Raw genomic sequence first — 21,182 nt, 5'->3', positions numbered from 1 at the left:
AGGGGCTCATTATATAAAAGCAAAAGGCAGATGGTGCAGCTTATGTGCGTTGTTGCTTAAATAGTGCAAGTCTTGGTGATTATTAATCCGTTGGTTGATCTACATAATTTTATTAAAACTGTCGATTTATCCTTTGAATTTAAGCCTTTTTAACCAACAAAATAGCAATCTTGGGCGTTTAAGCCACGATTAATTCCGGCGGATAAATTGTAACAGAGTATATTTTTTATCAGTGACATTTAAATAATTGATCTTTAAGATAGCAACATCATGGCTAAATGGAACAAACATGCTAACTGCTCAAGAAGCATTACTCAGATTGAAACAAGGGAATTTGCGCTTTACCAGTGGTGAAACCAATTATCGCCAAGTCTTGTCTCATCAAGAACGCGCTGATTTGGCAGAAGATCAACACCCATTTGCAATTATATTGGGGTGTTCTGATTCGCGTGTACCCGCAGAGATTGTATTTGACCAAGGGCTTGGTGATTTATTTGTGATTCGTGTGGCTGGAAATGTGGTAGCACCGTCACAGGTGGGAAGCGTTGAATTTGCGGCTGAACAATATTCTTGCCCCTTAGTGGTGGTACTCGGACACAGTCATTGTGGTGCGATACAAGCCACGATTAATGCCCTAACCAATCCCAACACGCCGCCTTCTGCCAACTTAATGTCTATTGTCAATCGGGTACGTCCATCTGTAGAAATTTTGATGCAGACCGAACTCAAAGATGACTTAAGTAAGCTGTCTAAACACGCGGTACGCTCCAATGTGTTTGCTTCGGTCAATCAATTACGCCATGGCTCAGCTGTGCTCGAAAGTTTGATTGCCAAAGGGCAGTTAAAAGTGATTGGTGCAGAATATTCTTTGGAAAGTGGTGAAGTAGAATTTTTTGATTTTTAACATCTGTGCCTATATCTTCTGTGTTTATCGCTATAGGCACTGGTGATGTAACATACTGCTCGAGAGGAGTATGTTGCAATGATCGTCGCATCACCTTGATACGACGATGATCTATAGGAGCTGTGTTTAATGGTTCGGGATATACTGTAAAATTTCTTGCCAATAGGGTTTGATCTCAGCCAGTTGGCTGAGATTGTATTGATAAAAACCATAACAGAGCGCAGCACTCAGCAATAACACCAAGTATAGGTAAATGCGTGGTAGGGCATAATATTGTATGCCATACCAAAGCAATGTGAGTAGAGCACCCATCAGCATTCCACCCACATGGGCAGCATTGTTAATACCAGGCATCAATATTCCAAAAGCCAAGTTAATCAGCATAATGCTAAAAAAAGACTTGCGATTGAGTGCCAAAGGCTGTCTCGGTAAGATCGGTAGAAATGCCAAACAGGTTAAAGCGCCACCTAGACCCATAACAGCACCAGATGCACCTGCTGCGACACGGGGTATTAAGTCTGGATTGATTTCGTTGAGTTGTAATAATTGCTGACTGTGTGAGATATCGATATAACCGCTTAATAAACTTCCTGCAATACCACAGAGCATATAAAGCCCAATATAGTACACACGGCCAAAGAGCTGCTCAGCCAAATTGCCAAAGATAAACAGTGCCCACATATTGAGCAGAATATGCATAAAGCCAAAATGAAAGAACATACTGCTGACTAAACGAAAAGGCTGTTGTAAATAGGTCAAAGGTGCATAGTCGGCACCCCACCGTATTGCATCCACAGTACTCGGATCTTGAATATTGACCCCACTGAAAACTTGCCACACAAATAAAGCAACATTTATTGCGATCAATAGCAGCGTGATTTTTGCATAGTGGGTTGGGCTTTGTGTAAAATGCGGGGGCATTGCTGCTGACATAGGCGAATCATAATGATTGGTTAAATATTGGCTACAGCTTAGCATGAAATTTTCTAAAATCGATTTGAGGCAACGTACGATTACATGAAAGCTTTTTTGGTTCGAGCACTGGCAGTCATGATCGTGTGTGTGCATGCTATGCAACTATGGATTTTGGGAAGCTTAATCTGGTGGCGTAGCCATGCTGTTGACAGCACCATGTTGATGCGTTTGACCTATTATCAAGACTTTAAACCGTTGAAACATCAATGGGTCGATTATTCAGAAATCAGTGTTCATATGAAGCGTGCCGTTTTGGCTGGAGAGGATGGTCGTTTTATTTGGCATCACGGTTTTGATTGGAAAAGTATTGAATTAGCCCTGCAGCGTAATTTTGCTCAAGAACATATTCAAGCGGGTGGCTCGACGGTTAGTCAGCAATTAGCCAAGAATTTATTTTTATTTAATGGACGTTCGTATTTACGTAAAGGGCAAGAAGCAATTATTACCGTGATGATGGAAAAATTATGGTCGAAACAGCGTATTTTAGAGGTTTATCTCAATAGTGTAGAGTTCGGTGAGCATCTTTTTGGTGTTGAAGCCGCAGCGCAATATTATTTTAATTGCTCAGCGCAACAACTTTCGCGTGATCAAGCTGCATTTTTGGCAGCATTATTGCCCAATCCTAGCTATTATCAACAGCACAGAAATGATAAAAAATTCAAGGCAAGACAAAGATTTATCTTAAAACATATGGCCGGCACACCGATTCCGAACTGAGCAGTTCAATTTCCTGCTAACAGATTATTTTTTATACAAAAAGTTATGAAATCGTCACAAATTTGAAGCATACTTAAGTTGTATCACTTTATCTCAGGGCAGTGGCATGAACAACGCAGTTAATAATATCGCGACAGAATATTCTTATAATGAGCGGTATATCAATCGGGAGTTATCGATCTTAGATTTTCATTTGCGCGTCCTAGAACAAGCAGTCGATCCTTTGCATCCTTTGCTAGAACGTTTGAACTTTCTACAAATTTTTACACGTAATATGGATGAGTTTTTTGAAATCCGTGTTGCTGGGGTGATGGAACAATTGTCTTTGGGCAATGAAAGTCGTAGTCCTGATGGTCTTACACCGAAACAGGTATTAGAAACGATTTCTAAAACTGCGCATGCTGCGATTGAGCGTCAATATCGCATTTTAAATGAAGAAATTTTACCAGCGCTCCGTCAGGAAGATATTTGTTTTCTACGTCGAGGTGAGCTGTCTCCGGCACAGTCGGTTTGGGTGAAAAAATATTTCCAAGAACAAGTTGCCCCAGTACTGACTCCGATTAGCTTAGACCCTGCACACCCATTTCCACGATTGGTCAATAAAAGCCTGAACTTTATTGTGACTTTGGAAGGGAAGGATGCTTTTGGACGTCATATCGATTTAGCGGTTGTGCCTGCGCCACGTTCTTTGCCACGGGTGGTACGTTTGCCTGATGATTTAACCGAAGGCAAAGAACATTTTGTGATGTTGTCGGCGATTATCCATGAGCATGTGTCTGATTTATTTCCCGGTATGACTGCGACGGGCTGTTATCAATTCCGTGTGACGCGTAATGCTGATCTTGCATTAAATGAAGATGTGGATGACTTAGCCAAAGCGTTGAAAGGTGAGCTAAACTCGCGACGTTTTGGTCGTGCAGTCCGTTTAGAAGTCACTGAAAATTGTCCAACGCATATTTATGAGTATTTATTACATCGTTTTGATTTGGACTTAGAGCAACTGTATAAGGTCAATGGACCTGTAAACTTGGCGCGTTTGGTGTCTAATTTTAAACGTCCACATTTGCGTTATGATTCGCATACCCCGATTTTACCGAAGGTTTTAAAGAAGACGGAAAATATTTTTGCTGCCATGAAAAAGCAAGATATTTTACTGCACCATCCCTTTGAATCTTTTGCACCGGTGATTAATTTACTGCGTGAAGCCGCACGTGATCCACAAGTATTGGCGATTAAACAAACACTTTATCGTAGTGGGGTTGACTCTGAGATTGTACAGGTGTTGGCAGAAGCCGCGCGTAATGGTAAGGAAGTGACGGCTGTTATTGAGCTGCGTGCACGTTTTGATGAAGAGTCCAATATTGCCGTTGCCAATGTATTACAAGAAGCGGGTGCAGTGGTGGTATATGGCATCGTGGGTTATAAAACCCATGCCAAAATGATTTTAGTGGTACGCCGTGAGCAGAATAAACTCGAACGTTATGTGCATTTGGGGACTGGAAACTATCATGCCGGCAATGCGCGTATTTATACTGACTATGGTTTATTAACCACAGACAAAGAATTATGTGAAGATGTACATCGTATGTTCCAAGAATTGACTGGAATGGGGAAAATGCCGAAACTGAAAAAGTTATTGCATGCACCTTTTACGCTACATACGCAGTTATTACATTTTATTGACGATGAAATTGCCAATGCCAAAGCAGGTAAGCCTGCGCATATTATTGTCAAGGTCAATGCACTGACTGAAGTACAGTTAATTAATAAACTCTATGAAGCCTCTCAAGCTGGTGTACAGATCGATTTAATTATCCGTTCGATTTGTTGTTTACGTCCAGGTTTACCAAACTTATCGGAGAATATTCGCGTGCGTTCAATCGTGGGACGTTTCCTCGAACACACACGGGTTTATTATTTTAGTAATAATGGTCAGGCTCGTATTTACTGTTCTAGTGCAGACTGGATGGACCGTAATTTATTTAACCGTGTTGAAGCCTGTTTCCCTGTAGATGATCCTGTTTTAAAGAAACGTATTTATGAACAAGGTTTATTGAACTATTTACAAGATAATCGCCGTGCGTGGACTTTAAATGGCGATGGAACTTGGCAGCGTGTTGAAAAAGCTGAAAATCAAGAATCACACAATGCCCAGCAAATTTTAATCGATACGATTGTTTAAGATTTAAGATTTAAGATTTAAGTTAAGCTTTAAGCGCATAAAAAATCCCCATTGCATTGCAGTGGGGATTTTTTATGCAGCGTTTAGTTTAATAATCGTGATGTCGCGATGTGTTGTGCGATTAATTGCGTCCCATAACACCACGAATGGTATTCATAATATCGGCAGGTAAGACCACGGTTTTACTGTTATTGGATTTCGCCATATCTTGCATGGCTTTGACATATTGTTCACCCAGTAAGTACGCCACAGGAATTTCTTTATCGCCTACCGCAGTGGTGACCATGCTAATCGCTTTTTGAGATGCTTCAGCCAACACCACTTGCGCTTCTGCATCACGACGTGAAGCTTCCAGACGACCATCGGCTTCTAAAATCGCAGCTTGTTTTTCACCATCGGCTTTGGTTACGGTAGCACGACGTTGACGTTCTGCTGCAGCTTGTGCTTCCATCGCTGCTTGCATGGTGGAAGACGGCTGAATGTCTTGAATTTCAACAGTTTTGAGAGTAATGCCCCAGTCTGAAATATCATCGGAAATCGCAGCTTTTAATTTGGCTTTGATATGATCGCGAGAAGAGAGCGCATCATCAAGATCCATTTCACCGACGATGGAACGAAGCGAAGTTTGCACCATATTTTGAATGGCCCAAGAATAGTTTTCGATGCCATACACTGCTTTTTCTGGTGTGGTCAAATTAATATATGCCACAGCATTCATTAATAACACTGCGTTATCACGGGTAATGACTTCTTGTGATGGAATATCCAAGACAATATCTTTGGTGGTGACTTTATAAGAGACTTCATCAATATAGGGAATGACGAAGTTTAGCCCGGGTTTAAGGGTGGAATGGTATTTACCGAGACGTTGTACAATCCATTTATAGCCTTGCGGTACAATCCGAACGCCTTTATAAATGGTAATGGCCACAAAAAGTACCAGTACTAACGCACTGATTGATCCTGGTCCCATAATGAATCCTCACAATTAAAAGTTATTGTTGAAAAGTCTCTTCATGAAAATTTTCTAAATTCGCATCATAAAAAATAAATGCCAGCTTAGTGGGGGGCTTGGCTGCTATAGGGTTTCACCACCAAGTCATTGCCTAAAATATCGGTGACGATGACGCGATCACCAATGGCAACTGTGGCTAAACACCGACACATCCATTCATCACTCCCCAATAATGGCATTGGAAAACGGACTAGAATTTGCTCATGGTCTAAATGGGTTTGGATGACCATCCCAATTTGACCGAGCGTGGCTTCTCGTGCGAGACCCGCTTTGGTTTTATCTTTAGACAGCGGTTTAATATACTTAAACCAGATCAACGTGCAGCTAATGGCAATAATAATCCACAGCATACACTGCATAACAAAACTCATGCTTGGAAATAAGGCAAATAATAAAGCGACGATAATCGCTGCAATACCAAACCATAATGCGGCAAATGCGGGTAAAATCAATTCTGATAAAATCAAAATGATCCCCAAAACAAACCAATGCCAAGGTTGCATGATAAATTCCATACCAAATACCATGATCATCATTTTTATATACTCTAATGGGTAGACGCGAATGTTTTATCATTGACTGTAGCAGATGGGGTATACATTACAGTGTTTGATGGTGATTTGAGGCGAATTGGCATAACGCGTATAAACAAGTATAAAAACTATAAAATATAAACATCAGTGCTAAGCTTAAAGCAAGCTGAGATATTCATCTACAGCTTGCTTTAAAAATACAACAAATGAATATAAGCCTAGAACTTAGCACGTGGTGCGGGTTGTAATGCTGCAGGGGAGTTTTTAAAGTTTTGGATGGCACTTTGAATGGCAGTAATTTTAGCTTGTGCGGCTTTTTCACCTTCTAAAATCGCTTGATTGCTGGCTTTTAAATCAAGTGTTCCTAAATGCCCCACTTTGGGTTGAATCACCACCGTGGCTTTTGATAATTCTTGGTTAATACTTTGCTGACCCATAATATTAATGGTCTGATCCAGTAAGCCCCACATATTCATGCTTTGATTGGCTGCAGGACGGGCAGAAATATCGACGGCAATCACAATATCTGCCCCCATATCTCGCGCAGTCTGTACTGGAATAGGGCTTACCAATCCGCCATCGACATATTCTTGCGTACCAATTTTAGTCGGAACAAAGACATTGGGAATACTACATGAGGCACGTACCGCTTGACCGGTATTGCCTTTGATAAACTCAGCTTTTTTTCCGCTGTCTAAACGGGTTGCTACGGCAGCAAAGCGTATTGGAAATTGTTCAATGGCCTTATTGCCCACCTGACGGTTGATATAATCTTGTAATTTTTGTCCTTGGACGATGCCACGGCTGTTAAGGGTTAGATCGCGTAAGTCTGACTCTTTGAGTTGTAGGGCAAGTTGCTGCATCTGATAAGGGCTTTTACCACTCGCATAAATACTGCCAACAAAACTCCCTGCGCTGGTCCCAGTGACAATTTTGGGTTTAATACCGTGAGATTCAAGCACTTTAATCACCCCAATATGGGCAAAACCCTTGGCTCCACCGCCACCGAGGGCGAGTGCAATGACGGGTTGACGTGGGGCAATGTGTGTGGTGTTTGCAGATTTTTGGCTGAATTTGTCACAGCCAGCGAGACTCAAGCTCAGTAGTGCGACAGCACCACAAGTTTTGATAGGATTTAGCATAATCTCATTTTGACGCGTTAAAATGTTTGACACATATCAACAGATAATGCCTGCTATTTCTAGCTATTTTTCCAACGTTTTTGTAAAAGGTTTTGAGAGCCAATGCGAATTTTTTGCGGAAAAATTGCCCCGATAATAGTCAAGAATCTTTGCTAGATCAGCCTCATAGTCTCCAGTGGGGTGGAAGACCGCTAAGACACGAATGCTTTTATTGGCATAATCCAAAGCAAATATCACAATGGGTAAATTGGCCGCTTGCGCAATATGATAAAAACCGCTTTTAATTTTGGTTGCGGCTTTACGTGTTCCTTCTGGCGCTATACCAATCCAAATTTTGTCATGTTGCTGGATTTGCTCAACGATTTGCTGAGTCATGCCTTGAGGGCTTTCGCGGAAAATTGGAATAACCCCCATCCAGCGATAGAAATTTTTTAGGGGTCCTTTGAGCAGACTATGTTTGCCAAATATAGTCAGCCGTATACCTAAGCCCAGCATCGCCAAGAAGCCATACCAAGCATCATAATTGGAGGTATGCGGCGCAACGATTGCAACTGCTTTGGCAAGATTGGGAATCTCACCCTGTAGTTGCCAACCTTGCGCTAAAAAAAGATTTTTAAATAAGGCACGGCTGAAACGATTGCCACGTTGCGGGGGTTGATCTAATAGTGTTGGGAACTTGGTAGACTGCGTTGCTGCTGATACTGCTTTTGTAGCGCTGTTTTTTGTAGCACTTTTTTTTATAGACATTGTATAACACACATCCATTGTGATCGGTAAAGCGCTACAGCATAATTCAGTCCTTTCGATCTAGCAATTGCAGATCATGATGAAGCGTAAATCAAGATAGGGGAAAGCTGTGCAACCCAGCTCAACGCAATTGCAACATGCATCACTGTATGTCTTACTGTTTAGTTTGTATTGGGCACAAGGGTTGCCCGTGGGCTTTATGACCCACGCATTGCCTGTGATTTTACGCTATGAAGGGGTTTCTTTGGCTCATATTGGTGGTTTTGGTGTATTAATGTTGCCTTGGGCAATTAAAGCATTATGGGCGCCGTGGGTCGATCGTTATGGCTCAAATCGTTATGGGCATTATCGAAGTTGGATTTTAGTCACGCAGTTGAGTAGTGTGCTGCTCTTGACGGCTTTGGCCTTTTTCCCCATCGCTCAGTTGTATCAGACGCATTTGCTTTTGGTATTTTTTATTGCGCTGCTCTGCCTCAATAGTTTGGGTGCAACCCAAGATATTGCAACCGATGCATTGGCTGTACATAGCTTGTGCTCCGACAATATGCACTGGGGCAATATGCTGCAAGTGATCGGTTCACGTTTGGGCTTTATCGTTGGGGGCGGAGTTATTTTATGGATGCTGGACTGGTTAAACTGGCAATGGAGTTTTTTATTATTGGCAGCCTTGGTGCTGTTCAACAGTATCCCGATTCTAAGGTATAAAGAAAAAGAACATCAAAACAAAACGCAGCTGAGGCAAAAGCCTAATTCGCCCATTGCGAACACAACCCTATTCTATGCCATAAAAGCTTATTGGGCATATTTTCGGCATCACCCGATCTTATGGGCTTGGTTTTGGGTTCTACTCAGTATGAAAGTGACAGATGGTTTGTCGGGACCAATTTTAAAACCATTATTGGTTGATTTAGGTTTAAGCCTGAGTCAGATAGGGATTTATATCACTATGTTTGGTGCTGCGGCAGCATTAGTCGGTGCATTATTGGGAAGTCTAGGAGTACAGTATTTAGGGCGACGTTGGGCTTTATTGTTGTTCTCTGTTTTAAAGTTAGCCAGCTTGGCTGCTTTTGTTTACTTAGCGGCGTGTTATGAACAGAAACAGCATATCGCACCACTGTGGATTTATATTCTCAATGCATTGGAGGATTTATTTTCAGCCATGTTGTTGGTGGTGGTACTGACTTTGGTGATGCGTTATAGCCGTAAACAGTATGCTGCTACCGATTTTAGCTTACAAGTTTCTATCATGGCATTGGTCAGTGGTGCTTTATATAGTCTAAGCGGCATGCTGGGCGATTTACTGGGCTATCAAGATTATTTAACGCTGATTAGCTTGCTCGGAATCGTATTGTTGTGGCCCATTTATAACTGGTTTGCTCAAACAGGAAAAACAGGTCGGAAACACGGGCAGGAAAAAACAGATTGGAAAAAATAACATGCGTATTTAAAGGTTGTAAATTATGCATTTAAATACTGGAAACAGTTTTAAATCTCTATATAAAAGATAAGTTATTCAATATATTAAGTGCGCTCAAATAAAGTTGGTCTAAGGATTCAAAGTAAAAAACCAGAATAAATAGACCAACATCAACATTTAACAATACAACAAGTGAATACGGCAATCTTAAGTCTTTTTTAAGTTTGATTGTCTATATTTATTCTGTTTAAAGAATTGATCTCAATTATGCAAAAAAACCTACAAAAAAGGCAAAATAAGCGCATTACACTGTCGTTGGGAAGCCTGAATTTGATTTTAGCCATCTGGATTGCTGGTGTATTGAATTTAACTTTTTTTCAGCATGTTTATGCTTTAACACCTTATCAAGGCATCAAAGCTTATCTATTTATTGCGGCAACAGTAGTCATTCTTGTTGCTTTCTATAATTTTATTTTTCAGTTCCTACAATGGCGTCGCAGTTTTAAATGGCTTGCGGTGATTTTATTGCTGCTTGCTGGGTTGAGTGCTTATTTTGTGAGCTCACTGGGTATCGTTATTAGCGCAGATCAAATTCAGAATATTATGCAAACCGACCATACCGAAGCACGAGATCTTTTGTCGTGGCGCTTAATTGGTTGGTTTCTCTTGATGGTGTTATTGCCGATTTTATTACTTCTGTTCATGGTGAGTATTAAAGAACAGACTTATCTACAAATCGTGCGGCATAAGCTTGTCAATGCTTTGCTATCATTGGCATGTATTTTGGCGCTGTTATTTATTTTTTATGTCGATTATGCCGCGATCTTTCGTGAGCATCGCAGTTTAAAAGGATTAATTTCACCGCAAAATACTATTGCAGCCAGTTATTCTTATATAAAACATAAAATACCACAAAAAAACCAGCCTCTATTGCGCTATGGGCTAGATGCTCATCTATTGCAAAAAGTAGTTGCTGGGCAAAAAGCCAAATTACTGGTCATCGTGGTGGGTGAAACAGCACGGGCAGAAAGTTTTTCTCTAAATGGTTATGCTCAAGACACCAATCCATTATTGGCAGCACAAACGGATTTAATCAATTTCAGCCAAGCCAGTTCTTGTGGTACTGCAACAGCAGTATCGGTGCCCTGTATGTTTTCAGGAATGCCACGGGTAGAATATGATGAACAATTAGCCAGTCATCGAGAAGGCTTATTAGATATTGCGCAACGTGCTGGTTATAAAGTGACTTGGATCGACAATAACTCGGGGTGTAAAGGAACCTGTGATCGCGTAGAACGCTATGTGATTCCTGCTGCCATTACACAGAAATGGTGTCAGGGCAAAGAGTGTTTGGATGGTATTTTAATCGATAGTCTGACAGATTATTTAAAACAGATCGCTATAGATGATACGCAACCGCGGTTGCTGGTTTTACATCAGCTGGGGAGTCATGGACCCGCTTATTATAAACGTATACCACCAGCGTTTAGAAAATTTAAGCCGACCTGTGATACTAATGCAATTCAGGGCTGTAGTCGTCAACAGTTGCTGAACAGTTATGATAATACCATTTACTATACCGATTATATTTTGAATCAGTTGATTGAGGTCTTAAAACAGCAGTCGAGTCATCAGACCGCATTATGGTATTTATCAGATCATGGAGAATCGACAGGAGAAAAAGGCATGTACTTACATGGTGCGCCGTATCGTTTCTCACCCAGTCAACAAACCCATATTCCAATGTTGATATGGTTTTCATCGAATTGGCAGCAGAGCAATCCAGGGCAGTATGGTTGTTTGCAGAAACTCAAAGACCATGCAGTCAGTCAGGATAATTTATTTCCAACGACATTAAGCTTATTAAATATTGAGTCTAAAGTGATTGATCGTCATTTCGACTTAATGCAGCAGTGCTCCACAACTGAATCAGGGTAAATTGCACATGACCAGAATATTAATGATAGAAGATGACTTTATGATTGCTGAGTCGACAATGACTTTATTGCGATTACAGCAATTTGAAGTCGTCTGGGTAAATAATGGTCTGGATGGTTTAAAGCATGTTGCACAGCAAGAGTTTGATTTGGTGTTGCTGGATTTAGGTTTGCCTTTAATGGATGGCATGCAGGTATTAAAGCAAATTCGGCAAAAAGCACATCACTTGCCCGTGCTGATTATTTCAGCACGGGATCAGGTGCATAATCGGGTGGCTGGTTTAAACCAAGGTGCCGATGATTATCTGGTTAAGCCTTATGCATTTGATGAACTGTTTGCGCGTATTATGGCATTGTTGCGTCGTAGTGATGCCTATCGCACCACACAACCAGAGAAACTGAAGCGTGGTGATTTAGAATTAGATGTTGAACAACACCTTGCTTTGTGGCGAGGTGAGCCGTTGGAATTATCAAATCGTGAATGGGCAATTCTGATTCCATTGATGACACATCCCAATAAAATATTTTCTAAGACAGATTTAGAAGATAAGCTGTATGCGTTTGATAGTGAAATCAACAGCAATACCATAGAAGTTTATGTGCATCATTTACGTGTCAAACTCGGTAAAAACTTTATACGAACCATTCGTGGCTTAGGTTATAGACTGGGTCTGAGCACCCAAGCATAGGATGGTTTCATGTCATGCCCAGACAACATTATTCCTTAAAGCGTCGTTTAATTTTATATACTTCTTTGTTTAGTTTAATTTTGGGTGCGATTTCATTGTTTACGTCTTATCGGATTGCACTCAATGAAATTAATGAAATATTAGATGCGCAAATGGTGTATTTAGCACAGCGTGTCTCGCTCAATTTAAGACCCATGCGTAGTCATTATGATGAGAATAAACACTATCGGGAACAAGATTTATTGGTAGATGTTTGGGCCTATGGTGACCGTGATTTACATCATACCACTGATGGACAGAATTTACTTTTAGCAGCACAGCGTCAGGCTGGTTTTTACTGGCATGAGAGTGCCAATGAGCAATGGATTAGCTATATTATTCCAACAGCAGAATATCAGATTCAGATCAGTCAACAAGTCGAGACGCGACAAAATTTAGCATGGCGTTTGGCAGGCAGTATGTTGTTACCATATCTGATGATTTTCCCTTTGGCGCTGTTGGGAATGGTCTGGATTGTACGGCGTAATTTTAGACCATTAGATGATTTTAAAATGGATTTAGCACAACGTAGTTCCAATGATCTAGAACCGATTCAAGATCAGCATTATCCACAAGAACTGCTGCCCACCATTCAGGAAATGAACTATTTATTTGCACGGATTTCTAGTGCCCAACAAGAACAACGTCAGTTTATTGCCGATGCTGCACATGAATTACGTACCCCGATTACCGCATTAAATTTGCAGATCCAAATTTTATTAAATGAAAACGCAGACCATCATAATCTCGATAAACTCAGTCAGGGCTTAGCGCGTATTCAACATTTGGTGAGTCAATTATTGTTATTGGCAAAACAAGATGCTGCTTTTGATCTATTAGCGCAATGCAGCGATTTTAAGGTCAATGGCGTGGTATTACAGTGCATGGAACAATTAATCCATTTAGCCATGCAAAAAGATATCGATATGGGGTGGACACAAAATCAAGATGTCATGCTGCATAGTGTGGAATATTCGGTGCATTCTATTGTCTATAATCTATTAGACAATGCCATTAAATATACCCCACAAGCGGGTATTATCAATATTGCCGTAGGACCCGGACCAGAATCTGTAGCCCGTATTGTGATTGAAGACAGTGGACCTGGCTTGCCTGAGGCATTATATGAAAAAGTATTAAAACGTTTTTATCGTGTCCATCATCATGTGGCGGTTGGCAGTGGATTGGGTTTGGCCATTGTAGATGCTGCCATTCAGCAACTGGGCGGGCGTTTAGAACTGGGGCGTAGTGGTGAATTAGGCGGTTTAAGGGTACAAGTGGATCTGCCTATGTTAGATCAGAGCGTGCCCAACAGCAGCTCATCCAATCCCACGGCATAATGTCTCAGTCTATAGCAACATCAACATTGCTCTTCGGCAGAGATTGAGCTGAGATGTTTGCGCTGCTTGAGCTCAGTCTGCTGGAGAGAACAGCTGTTATTTTAAGCCGTGGGCAATTGTGATGGACGATATTTCTCAAGGATTTGAAAGAATAGTAAACATTGTTGAATACGCTGCCCATCATGACCAATACGCTTAAAGTTAAAACGATTGGCCCAACGCAGTTTATTGCCGACATCCCGTATATGCTGATAGACCGCAGGATGGTTTTGTACGCAGGTGCAAATCATTTCACTAACCTGTTGTAGTTCTTGTTCATCAAAAGCGCGGACTGTCGAAAATAAAAAGCATAACCAGTCTCGAGCCTGACAGGTTGCAATATCCAGTACACGACCTGGATCTGTCTCAAAGTCAATGAAAATAAAATGAAACTGCTCATCAACCAAAATATTACGCGCAAAAGCTTCACTTAAGTAACTATTTTGATTGTGGATGTGCTGGATCGCGTCTAAAGCATAACGAAAATATTGAAATTTTTTAACGGGGTCTGGGCATTGTGCCAGCGTTTGATCGAGTTGATACATGGGTAAGCCATATTGCTGCCCCGCGTCTAGGGTGAGCAAGCCTTCTGGCTGCGTTGCCAAGATTTGCGGGACCGAAACCCCCAGAGCTTTGAGAGCTTCAATACGTTGAATTTCACATTGAATCGCTTGCGTACCGCCGAGATTGGGAATTGGGGTCAGGGCATTGAGTTTAAATAAACGTGCGAGCCAGCGTAGCGGCGTATAAATCCAAGTTGAGTGTCGTGCAGTCGCTTTCTTTAACCAGACTTTCTGTGTAGCAACGGTATAAGACTGAATATTATCTTGCTGTTTGGCGAGTGATTCCTGAAGAAATACACTGAAATTATTCATGCGGTAGCAACTCATGTATAGCAAACAGCACGATTGAATGTGCTGCTTCAAAGCAAATTGAATCAAGGTATGTTGTAGACTAGAATATCCAAAACGAACCGTATGGTATCAGACATAATCATATGAGGACTGTTGTCTAAAGCGCATTTTATCATACAGGACATCGATCAGTTTTTTGATTTTTCTTTTATTATTTCAATGATTTTTTTTGTTTAATATGCTTTTTTGCCCTATTGACGCCAGTCTGCCGATACGCGAAAAATAACGCCAGCACATGTCGCTCATTTGCAAACCACTGTGTAAAGCGTAAATGATCCATGCGCTCCATAAATTATGACTGAGAAAGTGCGCACCACGCATCATCTGCCCCCAACCGAGCATAAAACCAAGGGCTAAACCGAGCCAAAGAAAGAATTGGGCACGTTTGGGCTGTTGTAGTCGATAGACAAAATAGCCAGTCATCATGGCAAATCCCGTACTGGCATGCCCACCCGGGAAGCATTGCCCTTTGATGCCCTGTAAATGCCACACCCAGCCTTGGGGGCTACTTTGCAGCATATTCCATGGGCAGTCATGTACAGAAAAAGCTTTGAGCAAACCGATCACGGCGGTAGAGAGGGCAGCGCCAAAAAACATATAGGCATAGTGCCAGCGTTGTGCGGCGAAACGTGGTGAGCGAAATGAGATGAGCCACAAGATCAGAAATACGCTATAACAGCCAATCAGGATTTTCTTAAATAAGTCATGTTGAATATCACGTAGATACCAATTTTGTTGGTAAGGGAAAAACCCTTGCGGTGCAATCCATGGCGTAATGAATAGGCGGTCTAACCAGCCGCCAATCGGATCAAAATAATATAAAGCCAAGGCGCTGATGCTGAGTAGTACAACATCGTGGTATAGATATTTTTGTTGTAGTCGTTGCTGATTATGATGTTTTAGATCCATTTTTATAGAGATCCCGAATAGCGTCAGGCGCAAGATGACGTGATTAAGCACAATAAAACTGAAGCGAAGCTTAAGGCATCTCTATTTTTACGGTTATTCTTATAATATGTTTTTAAAAACAAAATCTTACTGCAATATATCTAAGTATAAATAAAAAACCTCGTGTATAAAACGAGGCTTAAATAAAACCGCCGTTCCAGTACAAAGCCTGCTGGGGGATATTATAGATGCGCATAGACGGCAGTGCTGTGTTGCTTTGTGCTTAGACATTACGATCTTGCATGGCAGGCATTAAAATTTCTTTGACACAGCTATATGAGCTGGTGGCTAAGATAAAGTTCACGGCATGAATGACATCTTGTAGTGGAATAAGTGCTTGTTGATGATGGTCATCCTGATCAGGTGCAATGTCATGCTCTGCGGAGGCTGCATGGTCGGTCATGGGCTGATCTGTGCTGGCAAGGTAGCCTAAGTTGAGCACTGTGACCGCAATAGCATCTCTTCGGAGGATTTCGCGTAGTGACTGTGCAATACCACGTAGTGCATATTTACAGGCAGAGAATACCAATTCGTGACCATTGTGATTGTCGACCCCCCAGGTTGAACCAATCAAAATAATTTTGGCATTGCTGGAGTGACGTAGGTTTTCCAATAGCGCTTGTATATGCAAAATACAGGCATTGATATTGGTCTGTAACATCATTTGGATTTCATCGGCTTGTAAGTGTTCGAAGTCATAATCTGACGAAAATGCATTGTGTTCCCAAATACCGACATTATAGATCAGCACATCAATCGTCTGATTTTGTATCTGTTGTTTGACTTGTAAAACACTGGTTTGAGCGTGCGCCAAATCTGCCGCAATCCATTGTATAGGACGCTTTAAACGTGGCGCGGTTCGGGCAATGCCATAGACCTGATCATGTGGTCTGGGAATAGACTCAACAAGGGCTTTACCCAGACCACGGCTCACGCCATAAATGACAAAATTTCGTGCGGCAAGTTGTTCTGACATACCTATTTCTACGCGCTATAAGATCACCAAATCCATAGCCTACAAGCTCAAGTTAAGTTGAGGTCAAGTGTTTCAACTACTTTAGCTGGCAATATGTTGTTGATCGATATGAAGTCGTGTGGTGCTATAGGCACTGGGATCGATAAAGGGCTGTTGTGCCAAGAGCAATTGTCGCAGTAAACGTGCTGCAGCGGGTCCCATACATAAGCCATTACGATAATGTCCAAAGTTAGCCCATAGGTTGTCAATTTCAGGCATTGCACCGATATATGGAATACCGTCTGGTGAACCCGGTCTTAGACCCGCCCATTGTTTGATGATTGGGAAATGCGCCAATTCTGGCACCATGGCAATGCTTGCTGCATAAATTTTTGCCGAGATATGGGTATCTGGACGGGTGTCAAAACCGCAATGTCGTACACTGGAGCCGCAAACAATATGCCCATCGCGTCGTGGAATCAGATACATCACGTCATTCATACACATGGTCGGTAACCAGTGTGCAGGCGTTTTAAATAACAGCATCTGACCTTGTACTGGCGCAACAGGAATATGACAGCGTAGTTGTTGTTCCCATTCGGCAGACCATGCACCAGTTGCTAAAACAAAGTGATCGGCATAGATCTGTTCATTGTGCTGCGTGATTGCAGCGTCTATGCGCTGCCCCCGCATTTTAAATTGCTGGATGGTGTGTTGGGGATAGACCTGTGCGCGGGGATGTTGCTGTACATATGCTTGCAGCGATTGTAAAACGCGCGGGTTGCGGATATTGGACAATGCTGGGAAATAAAGCGCTTGTTGCCATGTTGCTGCAAGACGAGGGTTGATGCGTTGTAACTGCTCGCTTTGGACATGTTGACAGCGTTGCATTGGGTCTTGGTATTTTTCAGCATAGGCTTGCCCAATGGCAAAGTCATCTGCATCAAAAATGAGCATACCGCTATGTTCAATCTCAAAATCGATAGCCGTCTGTGGCAAGAGTTGCGCATTATAGTGTTGATATAACGCTTTGCCATGACGTGCCAGTTGATTGACTGCATCTGGATAACGCCAAGGATACATAGGCGATAAAATTCCGCCACCCGCCCAAGAAGCTGCGCGACCGAAATGTTGTTGATCATAGAGGCTGACATGACAGCCTTGTTCTAGAAACTCGAATGCACAGAGAAGACCAGAGATCCCTGCACCAATGATGGCGATATGCATCTTGCACTCATATTTGGGTTAACGATAAAAACTATAGACCACGTTCTGGCATAAGGGGGATGGATCAATGCCAAGATTGCGATTGACCCATCAGACCATCACAAGCTGTTTCGACCTTGCGCTTAAAATGCGCCTGTTCGACAGTATATGATCTTGTTGGTTGGTTTTACATTGCTTTGAGTTGGCGTGCTGCATGTTCTGCATAATAGGTCCAGATCCCATCGGCACCAGCACGGCGGAAACACAATAAAGATTCCATAATGACGCTTTCAGATAACCAGCCATTGGCGATGGCTGCGGCTAACATGGCATATTCACCACTGACTTGATAGACAAAGGTTGGAATCGCAAATTGGTTTTTGACTTCACGGACTACATCTAAGTATGGCATGCCGGGTTTTACAATCACCATATCGGCACCTTCTTGGATGTCCAACGCGATTTCATGCAAGGCTTCAAGGCGATTGCCGACATCCATCTGGTAGGTGTTTTTATTGCCACCTTTGAGGTTTGATGCAGAACCTACCGCATCACGGAATGGACCATAAAAACTTGATGCATATTTGGCAGAGTAGGCCATGATATTGGTATCGATAAAACCCTGTTGTTCGAGTGCTTGACGAATTGCTCCAATGCGACCATCCATCATATCGCTGGGCGCAATGACATCGGCACCCGCTGCTGCATGGCTGAGCGCTTGTTTGACCAGACAGTCTGTGGTGATGTCATTGAGTACATAGCCGCTGTCATCGATAATGCCATCTTGACCATGTGTGGTATAGGGATCAAGTGCGCCATCGGTAATCAGGACCATCTCGGGTAATTCTTTTTTGAGTAGGCGTAAGGTCTGTTGTACCAAGCCATCATCATGCCAAGCGGCTTCAGCATTGAGGCTTTTGTCTTGTTGTGGGGTAACTGGAAAAAGTGCCAGTTTAGAAACGCCTAAGTTGAGGAGTTGTTCTGCTTTTTTGACTAAGCGGTCTGCCGATAAGCGTTGTACATTCGGCATGCTTGGAACATCTTGTGTCTGATTTTGTCCAGGTAATACAAAAACTGGGTAAATTAAATGGTCAGCATTGAGTTGAGTTTCGCTGACCATGGCACGCAATTGGTCGTTCTTTCGAATACGGCGCATACGAGTGGCAGGAAATGCAGGACGATTGAACGTATATGTCATAACAATCTCGATGTTCGGTATTAAACTATTTCTCATTGTAGCCCTTGAAACAGGAAATTTGTGCAAAAGCGCCCTGTTTTTTTTAGCAAATCAATAATTGGATAGATTATGAACACTTCACAAGACAAATGGACAGGTCATATCAAATTTGACCCGCAATTCGATTTGCAAGTCGTGCTGGCACAATTGGTACAGGCATTTAATGCCTCACCTTTTTTATTGCACAACATGATGCAGATGCGCTTGGTCGATGGTGAAATACAAGCCTATATCGAGATGCAGCCCAGTTTAATTGGCAATGCCGCCTTTCAGATTTTACATGGTGGAGTTGCAGCAACGGTCTTAGACAGTATTGGTGGCATTGTGGCGATGGGAGAATTATACAAACAGGCAAGCGCAGACACCCTGCCTGAAACCACCCAAAAAGTGGCTCGTCTGGCAACGGTTGATATGCGTGTCGATTATTTGGCACCAGGTCGTGGGCAATACTTTACGGCGACGGCAGAAGTTTTACGGCTGGGTCGAAAAAGTTGCACCATGCGTATGCTTTTAATCAATGATCAAGGTCAATCCATAGCAGCGGGGATTGCCTCATATGCCTATTAGCTCGATATGATTGACCTGAGCAGGCATCAATAGTGTGGGCTGGAATGTGTGTTTCGGGAGCATATGTATTGTTTCAGATGACAGCCGTTGTTTGCATGAAGGGTCAATAAAAAGCACATTGAAACATGGCATGCTAGGCTCAGTTGATGACAATATTGTGCAACAGCGCTGTTGAGAATTTTAAATGCTGTAGCTTTTTAAGCTTTTTTTAAGTTTGACTTGGCACATTGCATTTTCTGCAGTTTAGATATCGTCGTTGTTTAAAATACATGCTGTGTTGTGATATGCCGTTTGCACTGTCAATATTACTTGCTCCGTTATCAGGATGTGCTGATCAATCACTGGCTATCTTTTAGCGCTGCGCTAGAATAGAACGATTGATCAGCTAAAGATCACCATAAAATCATAATAAAATGCTGTCGTTAAATAAAACGATGTCTAGGATTGCTTTTTAAAAAGGATAAATCATGACTGTTGAGCATAATCAAACTGAGACCTTGCCAGCTGAGACCGCATCGCCCCATCCCCTCAAGTCTAAAACACAACGTAAAAAATGGTTATTACTGCTCCTCGCAGTGTTGTTGCTCATTGCCTTCATTTATGTATTGTGGCGGCTGATGTTTGCCCAGCAAGTCAGTACAGATAATGCTTATGTGGCAGCTGAAAATGCAGAGATTACGTCTATGGTCACGGGACAGGTCGCTGAAATCAAAGTGAGTAATACTGCTGCGGTGCGTAAAGGCGATTTATTGGCACGTATTGATCCACGGGATGCACATATAGCTTTGGCGCAAGCAGAGGCAGAACTGGCAAAGACGCAGCGTCTGTACCAGCAAACCGCCGCCAATAGCCGGGCCTTAGATTCTCAAGTCTTGGCCAGTCAGGATGATATTCAAGCCGCCAAAGCGCAAGTTTTACAAGCAGAGGCGAGTGTTAAACAAGCCATGGATGAGTTTCGTCGCCGTCAACAGCTGGCGATCAGCGGCGCAATTTCCCAAGAGGAGTTGAGTAAAGCCAGTACTGCTTTGACCACAGCACAAGCCAATCTCAATGTTGCACAAGCGACTTTGATGCAAGCGCAATCGAAACGTAAAGCAGCTCAAAGTAACTTAGAAGCAAATCAGGCATTGATTATGGGGGCTGAACAAAATGATAGCCCAGATGTATTGGCAGCCAAAGCACGTGTTGCACAAGCGCGTTTGGAGTTACAGCGTACAGAAATATATGCCCCTATCGATGGCATTGTTGCGAATCGGAGTATTCAGGTTGGGCAGCGTGTGGCGCCGGGGAGTAAGTTGATGTTAGTGGTGCCCATTCAGCAGCTTTATGTCGATGCCAACTTTAAAGAAAGCCAATTACAAAAAGTAAAGGTCGGGCAAAAAGCAACATTAACTGCCGACTTATATGGCGATAAAGTGATTTACGATGGTATTGTTCAAGGCTTTTCGGGTGGAACGGGTGCTGCCTTCGCCTTGATTCCAGCACAGAATGCAACAGGTAACTGGATTAAAGTAGTACAGCGTTTACCCGTGCGTATTCAGCTAGATCCGCAGCAATTGGCGCAGCACCCTTTGCGTGTGGGATTGTCCATGAATGTGACGGTCGATTTGGCATCCGCAAGCAAGGATGCTGCTGCAACGCCGCAGATCCCGACAAGCACAACAGCGAAGTAATTCGCT

The 21,182-nt window shown here is 42.4% G+C and carries 19 protein-coding genes; 9 read left to right on the top strand and 10 right to left on the bottom strand.

Annotation, left to right across the window (positions count from 1 at the left end):
* The first annotated feature begins 289 nt into the window (after positions 1-289).
* Positions 290-904: a carbonic anhydrase gene (locus BFG52_RS12435; protein ID WP_067556740.1), complete on the top strand. Its 615-nt coding sequence runs from the start codon at positions 290-292 to the stop codon at positions 902-904.
* Positions 905-1,030: 126 nt separating this feature from the next.
* Here BFG52_RS12435 and BFG52_RS12430 read toward each other — a convergent pair whose 3' ends face one another.
* A complete protein-coding gene (locus tag BFG52_RS12430; RefSeq protein ID WP_067556738.1) occupies positions 1,031-1,837 on the bottom strand; it encodes a rhomboid family intramembrane serine protease in 807 nt (268 codons plus the stop codon).
* An 84-nt stretch (positions 1,838-1,921) separates the two neighbouring features.
* On the opposite strand from BFG52_RS12430, the gene mtgA reads away from it, so the two are divergent.
* Together mtgA and ppk1 are read left to right on the top strand one after the other, a co-directional pair.
* The gene (mtgA, locus tag BFG52_RS12425; RefSeq protein ID WP_067556736.1) at positions 1,922-2,596 is read left to right on the top strand and encodes a monofunctional biosynthetic peptidoglycan transglycosylase; all 675 of its coding nucleotides are present in this window, start codon (positions 1,922-1,924) and stop codon (positions 2,594-2,596) included.
* A gap of 106 nt (positions 2,597-2,702) precedes the next feature.
* Complete coding sequence (ppk1, locus tag BFG52_RS12420; RefSeq protein ID WP_067556734.1) at positions 2,703-4,778, top strand: polyphosphate kinase 1; 2,076 nt, start codon at positions 2,703-2,705, stop codon at positions 4,776-4,778.
* 121 nt (positions 4,779-4,899) lie between these two features.
* Here ppk1 and BFG52_RS12415 read toward each other — a convergent pair whose 3' ends face one another.
* The 4 genes from BFG52_RS12415 to BFG52_RS12400 form a co-directional block, all read right to left on the bottom strand.
* A complete protein-coding gene (locus tag BFG52_RS12415; protein ID WP_067556732.1) occupies positions 4,900-5,751 on the bottom strand; it encodes an SPFH domain-containing protein in 852 nt (283 codons plus the stop codon).
* Between the two features lie 86 nt (positions 5,752-5,837).
* On the bottom strand, positions 5,838-6,308 hold the full coding sequence (locus BFG52_RS12410) for an NfeD family protein (RefSeq protein ID WP_067559537.1): 471 nt from the start codon (positions 6,306-6,308) through the stop codon (positions 5,838-5,840).
* A gap of 236 nt (positions 6,309-6,544) precedes the next feature.
* Positions 6,545-7,468: a patatin-like phospholipase family protein gene (locus tag BFG52_RS12405; protein WP_067556730.1), complete on the bottom strand. Its 924-nt coding sequence runs from the start codon at positions 7,466-7,468 to the stop codon at positions 6,545-6,547.
* 63 nt (positions 7,469-7,531) lie between these two features.
* Complete coding sequence (locus tag BFG52_RS12400) at positions 7,532-8,215, bottom strand: lysophospholipid acyltransferase family protein (protein WP_081408706.1); 684 nt, start codon at positions 8,213-8,215, stop codon at positions 7,532-7,534.
* Positions 8,216-8,324: 109 nt separating this feature from the next.
* Between BFG52_RS12400 and BFG52_RS12395 the strand changes: the two genes are divergently transcribed.
* From BFG52_RS12395 to BFG52_RS12380, 4 genes are all read left to right on the top strand, one after another.
* Positions 8,325-9,650 (top strand): MFS transporter, encoded by a 1,326-nt coding sequence (locus BFG52_RS12395; protein ID WP_228703749.1) that lies wholly within the window; start codon positions 8,325-8,327, stop codon positions 9,648-9,650.
* 249 nt (positions 9,651-9,899) lie between these two features.
* The gene (locus BFG52_RS12390; RefSeq protein WP_067556727.1) at positions 9,900-11,570 is read left to right on the top strand and encodes a phosphoethanolamine transferase; all 1,671 of its coding nucleotides are present in this window, start codon (positions 9,900-9,902) and stop codon (positions 11,568-11,570) included.
* 7 nt (positions 11,571-11,577) lie between these two features.
* Complete coding sequence (locus tag BFG52_RS12385; protein WP_067556724.1) at positions 11,578-12,258, top strand: response regulator transcription factor; 681 nt, start codon at positions 11,578-11,580, stop codon at positions 12,256-12,258.
* A gap of 14 nt (positions 12,259-12,272) precedes the next feature.
* The gene (locus tag BFG52_RS12380; RefSeq protein WP_067556721.1) at positions 12,273-13,637 is read left to right on the top strand and encodes an ATP-binding protein; all 1,365 of its coding nucleotides are present in this window, start codon (positions 12,273-12,275) and stop codon (positions 13,635-13,637) included.
* 101 nt (positions 13,638-13,738) lie between these two features.
* Here the strand turns inward: BFG52_RS12380 and BFG52_RS12375 are convergent, their stop codons facing one another.
* From BFG52_RS12375 to hemB, 5 genes are all read right to left on the bottom strand, one after another.
* Positions 13,739-14,551 (bottom strand): BUD32 family EKC/KEOPS complex subunit, encoded by an 813-nt coding sequence (locus BFG52_RS12375; protein ID WP_067556718.1) that lies wholly within the window; start codon positions 14,549-14,551, stop codon positions 13,739-13,741.
* 195 nt (positions 14,552-14,746) lie between these two features.
* Positions 14,747-15,499: a phosphatase PAP2 family protein gene (locus BFG52_RS12370; protein WP_067556715.1), complete on the bottom strand. Its 753-nt coding sequence runs from the start codon at positions 15,497-15,499 to the stop codon at positions 14,747-14,749.
* Positions 15,500-15,761: 262 nt separating this feature from the next.
* Entirely contained in the window at positions 15,762-16,514 is a 753-nt protein-coding gene (locus BFG52_RS12365) for an SDR family NAD(P)-dependent oxidoreductase (RefSeq protein ID WP_067556712.1), read from the bottom strand.
* Positions 16,515-16,595: 81 nt separating this feature from the next.
* Positions 16,596-17,720: an NAD(P)/FAD-dependent oxidoreductase gene (locus BFG52_RS12360; protein WP_067556709.1), complete on the bottom strand. Its 1,125-nt coding sequence runs from the start codon at positions 17,718-17,720 to the stop codon at positions 16,596-16,598.
* A 166-nt stretch (positions 17,721-17,886) separates the two neighbouring features.
* Positions 17,887-18,897, bottom strand: a complete 1,011-nt coding sequence (gene hemB, locus BFG52_RS12355; protein WP_067556705.1) for a porphobilinogen synthase — start codon at positions 18,895-18,897, stop codon at positions 17,887-17,889.
* A 108-nt stretch (positions 18,898-19,005) separates the two neighbouring features.
* On the opposite strand from hemB, the gene BFG52_RS12350 reads away from it, so the two are divergent.
* A complete protein-coding gene (locus BFG52_RS12350; protein ID WP_067556702.1) occupies positions 19,006-19,503 on the top strand; it encodes a thioesterase family protein in 498 nt (165 codons plus the stop codon).
* 467 nt (positions 19,504-19,970) lie between these two features.
* Entirely contained in the window at positions 19,971-21,176 is a 1,206-nt protein-coding gene (locus BFG52_RS12345; RefSeq protein WP_067556700.1) for an HlyD family efflux transporter periplasmic adaptor subunit, read from the top strand.
* Positions 21,177-21,182 lie beyond the last annotated feature (6 nt).

This window comes from Acinetobacter larvae, from assembly GCF_001704115.1.
Taxonomy (GTDB): Bacteria; Pseudomonadota; Gammaproteobacteria; order Pseudomonadales; family Moraxellaceae; genus Acinetobacter; species Acinetobacter larvae.
The sequence above is the reverse complement of the archived record's forward strand: the minus strand, read 5'-3'. Positions and strand labels throughout refer to the sequence as shown.

What these genes read in the sequence shown, in the direction of transcription:
- BFG52_RS12435 (WP_067556740.1), top strand. Translation starts at nt 290, where the DNA reads ATGCTAACTGCTCAAGAAGCATTACTCAGATTGAAACAAGGGAATTTG.
- BFG52_RS12430 (WP_067556738.1), bottom strand. Translation starts at nt 1,837, where the DNA reads ATGTCAGCAGCAATGCCCCCGCATTTTACACAAAGCCCAACCCACTAT.
- mtgA (WP_067556736.1), top strand. Translation starts at nt 1,922, where the DNA reads ATGAAAGCTTTTTTGGTTCGAGCACTGGCAGTCATGATCGTGTGTGTG.
- ppk1 (WP_067556734.1), top strand. Translation starts at nt 2,703, where the DNA reads ATGAACAACGCAGTTAATAATATCGCGACAGAATATTCTTATAATGAG.
- BFG52_RS12415 (WP_067556732.1), bottom strand. Translation starts at nt 5,751, where the DNA reads ATGGGACCAGGATCAATCAGTGCGTTAGTACTGGTACTTTTTGTGGCC.
- BFG52_RS12410 (WP_067559537.1), bottom strand. Translation starts at nt 6,308, where the DNA reads ATGGAATTTATCATGCAACCTTGGCATTGGTTTGTTTTGGGGATCATT.
- BFG52_RS12405 (WP_067556730.1), bottom strand. Translation starts at nt 7,468, where the DNA reads ATGCTAAATCCTATCAAAACTTGTGGTGCTGTCGCACTACTGAGCTTG.
- BFG52_RS12400 (WP_081408706.1), bottom strand. Translation starts at nt 8,215, where the DNA reads ATGTCTATAAAAAAAAGTGCTACAAAAAACAGCGCTACAAAAGCAGTA.
- BFG52_RS12390 (WP_067556727.1), top strand. Translation starts at nt 9,900, where the DNA reads ATGCAAAAAAACCTACAAAAAAGGCAAAATAAGCGCATTACACTGTCG.
- BFG52_RS12385 (WP_067556724.1), top strand. Translation starts at nt 11,578, where the DNA reads ATGACCAGAATATTAATGATAGAAGATGACTTTATGATTGCTGAGTCG.
- BFG52_RS12380 (WP_067556721.1), top strand. Translation starts at nt 12,273, where the DNA reads ATGCCCAGACAACATTATTCCTTAAAGCGTCGTTTAATTTTATATACT.
- BFG52_RS12375 (WP_067556718.1), bottom strand. Translation starts at nt 14,551, where the DNA reads ATGAATAATTTCAGTGTATTTCTTCAGGAATCACTCGCCAAACAGCAA.
- BFG52_RS12370 (WP_067556715.1), bottom strand. Translation starts at nt 15,499, where the DNA reads ATGGATCTAAAACATCATAATCAGCAACGACTACAACAAAAATATCTA.
- BFG52_RS12365 (WP_067556712.1), bottom strand. Translation starts at nt 16,514, where the DNA reads ATGTCAGAACAACTTGCCGCACGAAATTTTGTCATTTATGGCGTGAGC.
- BFG52_RS12360 (WP_067556709.1), bottom strand. Translation starts at nt 17,720, where the DNA reads ATGCATATCGCCATCATTGGTGCAGGGATCTCTGGTCTTCTCTGTGCA.
- hemB (WP_067556705.1), bottom strand. Translation starts at nt 18,897, where the DNA reads ATGACATATACGTTCAATCGTCCTGCATTTCCTGCCACTCGTATGCGC.
- BFG52_RS12350 (WP_067556702.1), top strand. Translation starts at nt 19,006, where the DNA reads ATGAACACTTCACAAGACAAATGGACAGGTCATATCAAATTTGACCCG.
- BFG52_RS12345 (WP_067556700.1), top strand. Translation starts at nt 19,971, where the DNA reads ATGACTGTTGAGCATAATCAAACTGAGACCTTGCCAGCTGAGACCGCA.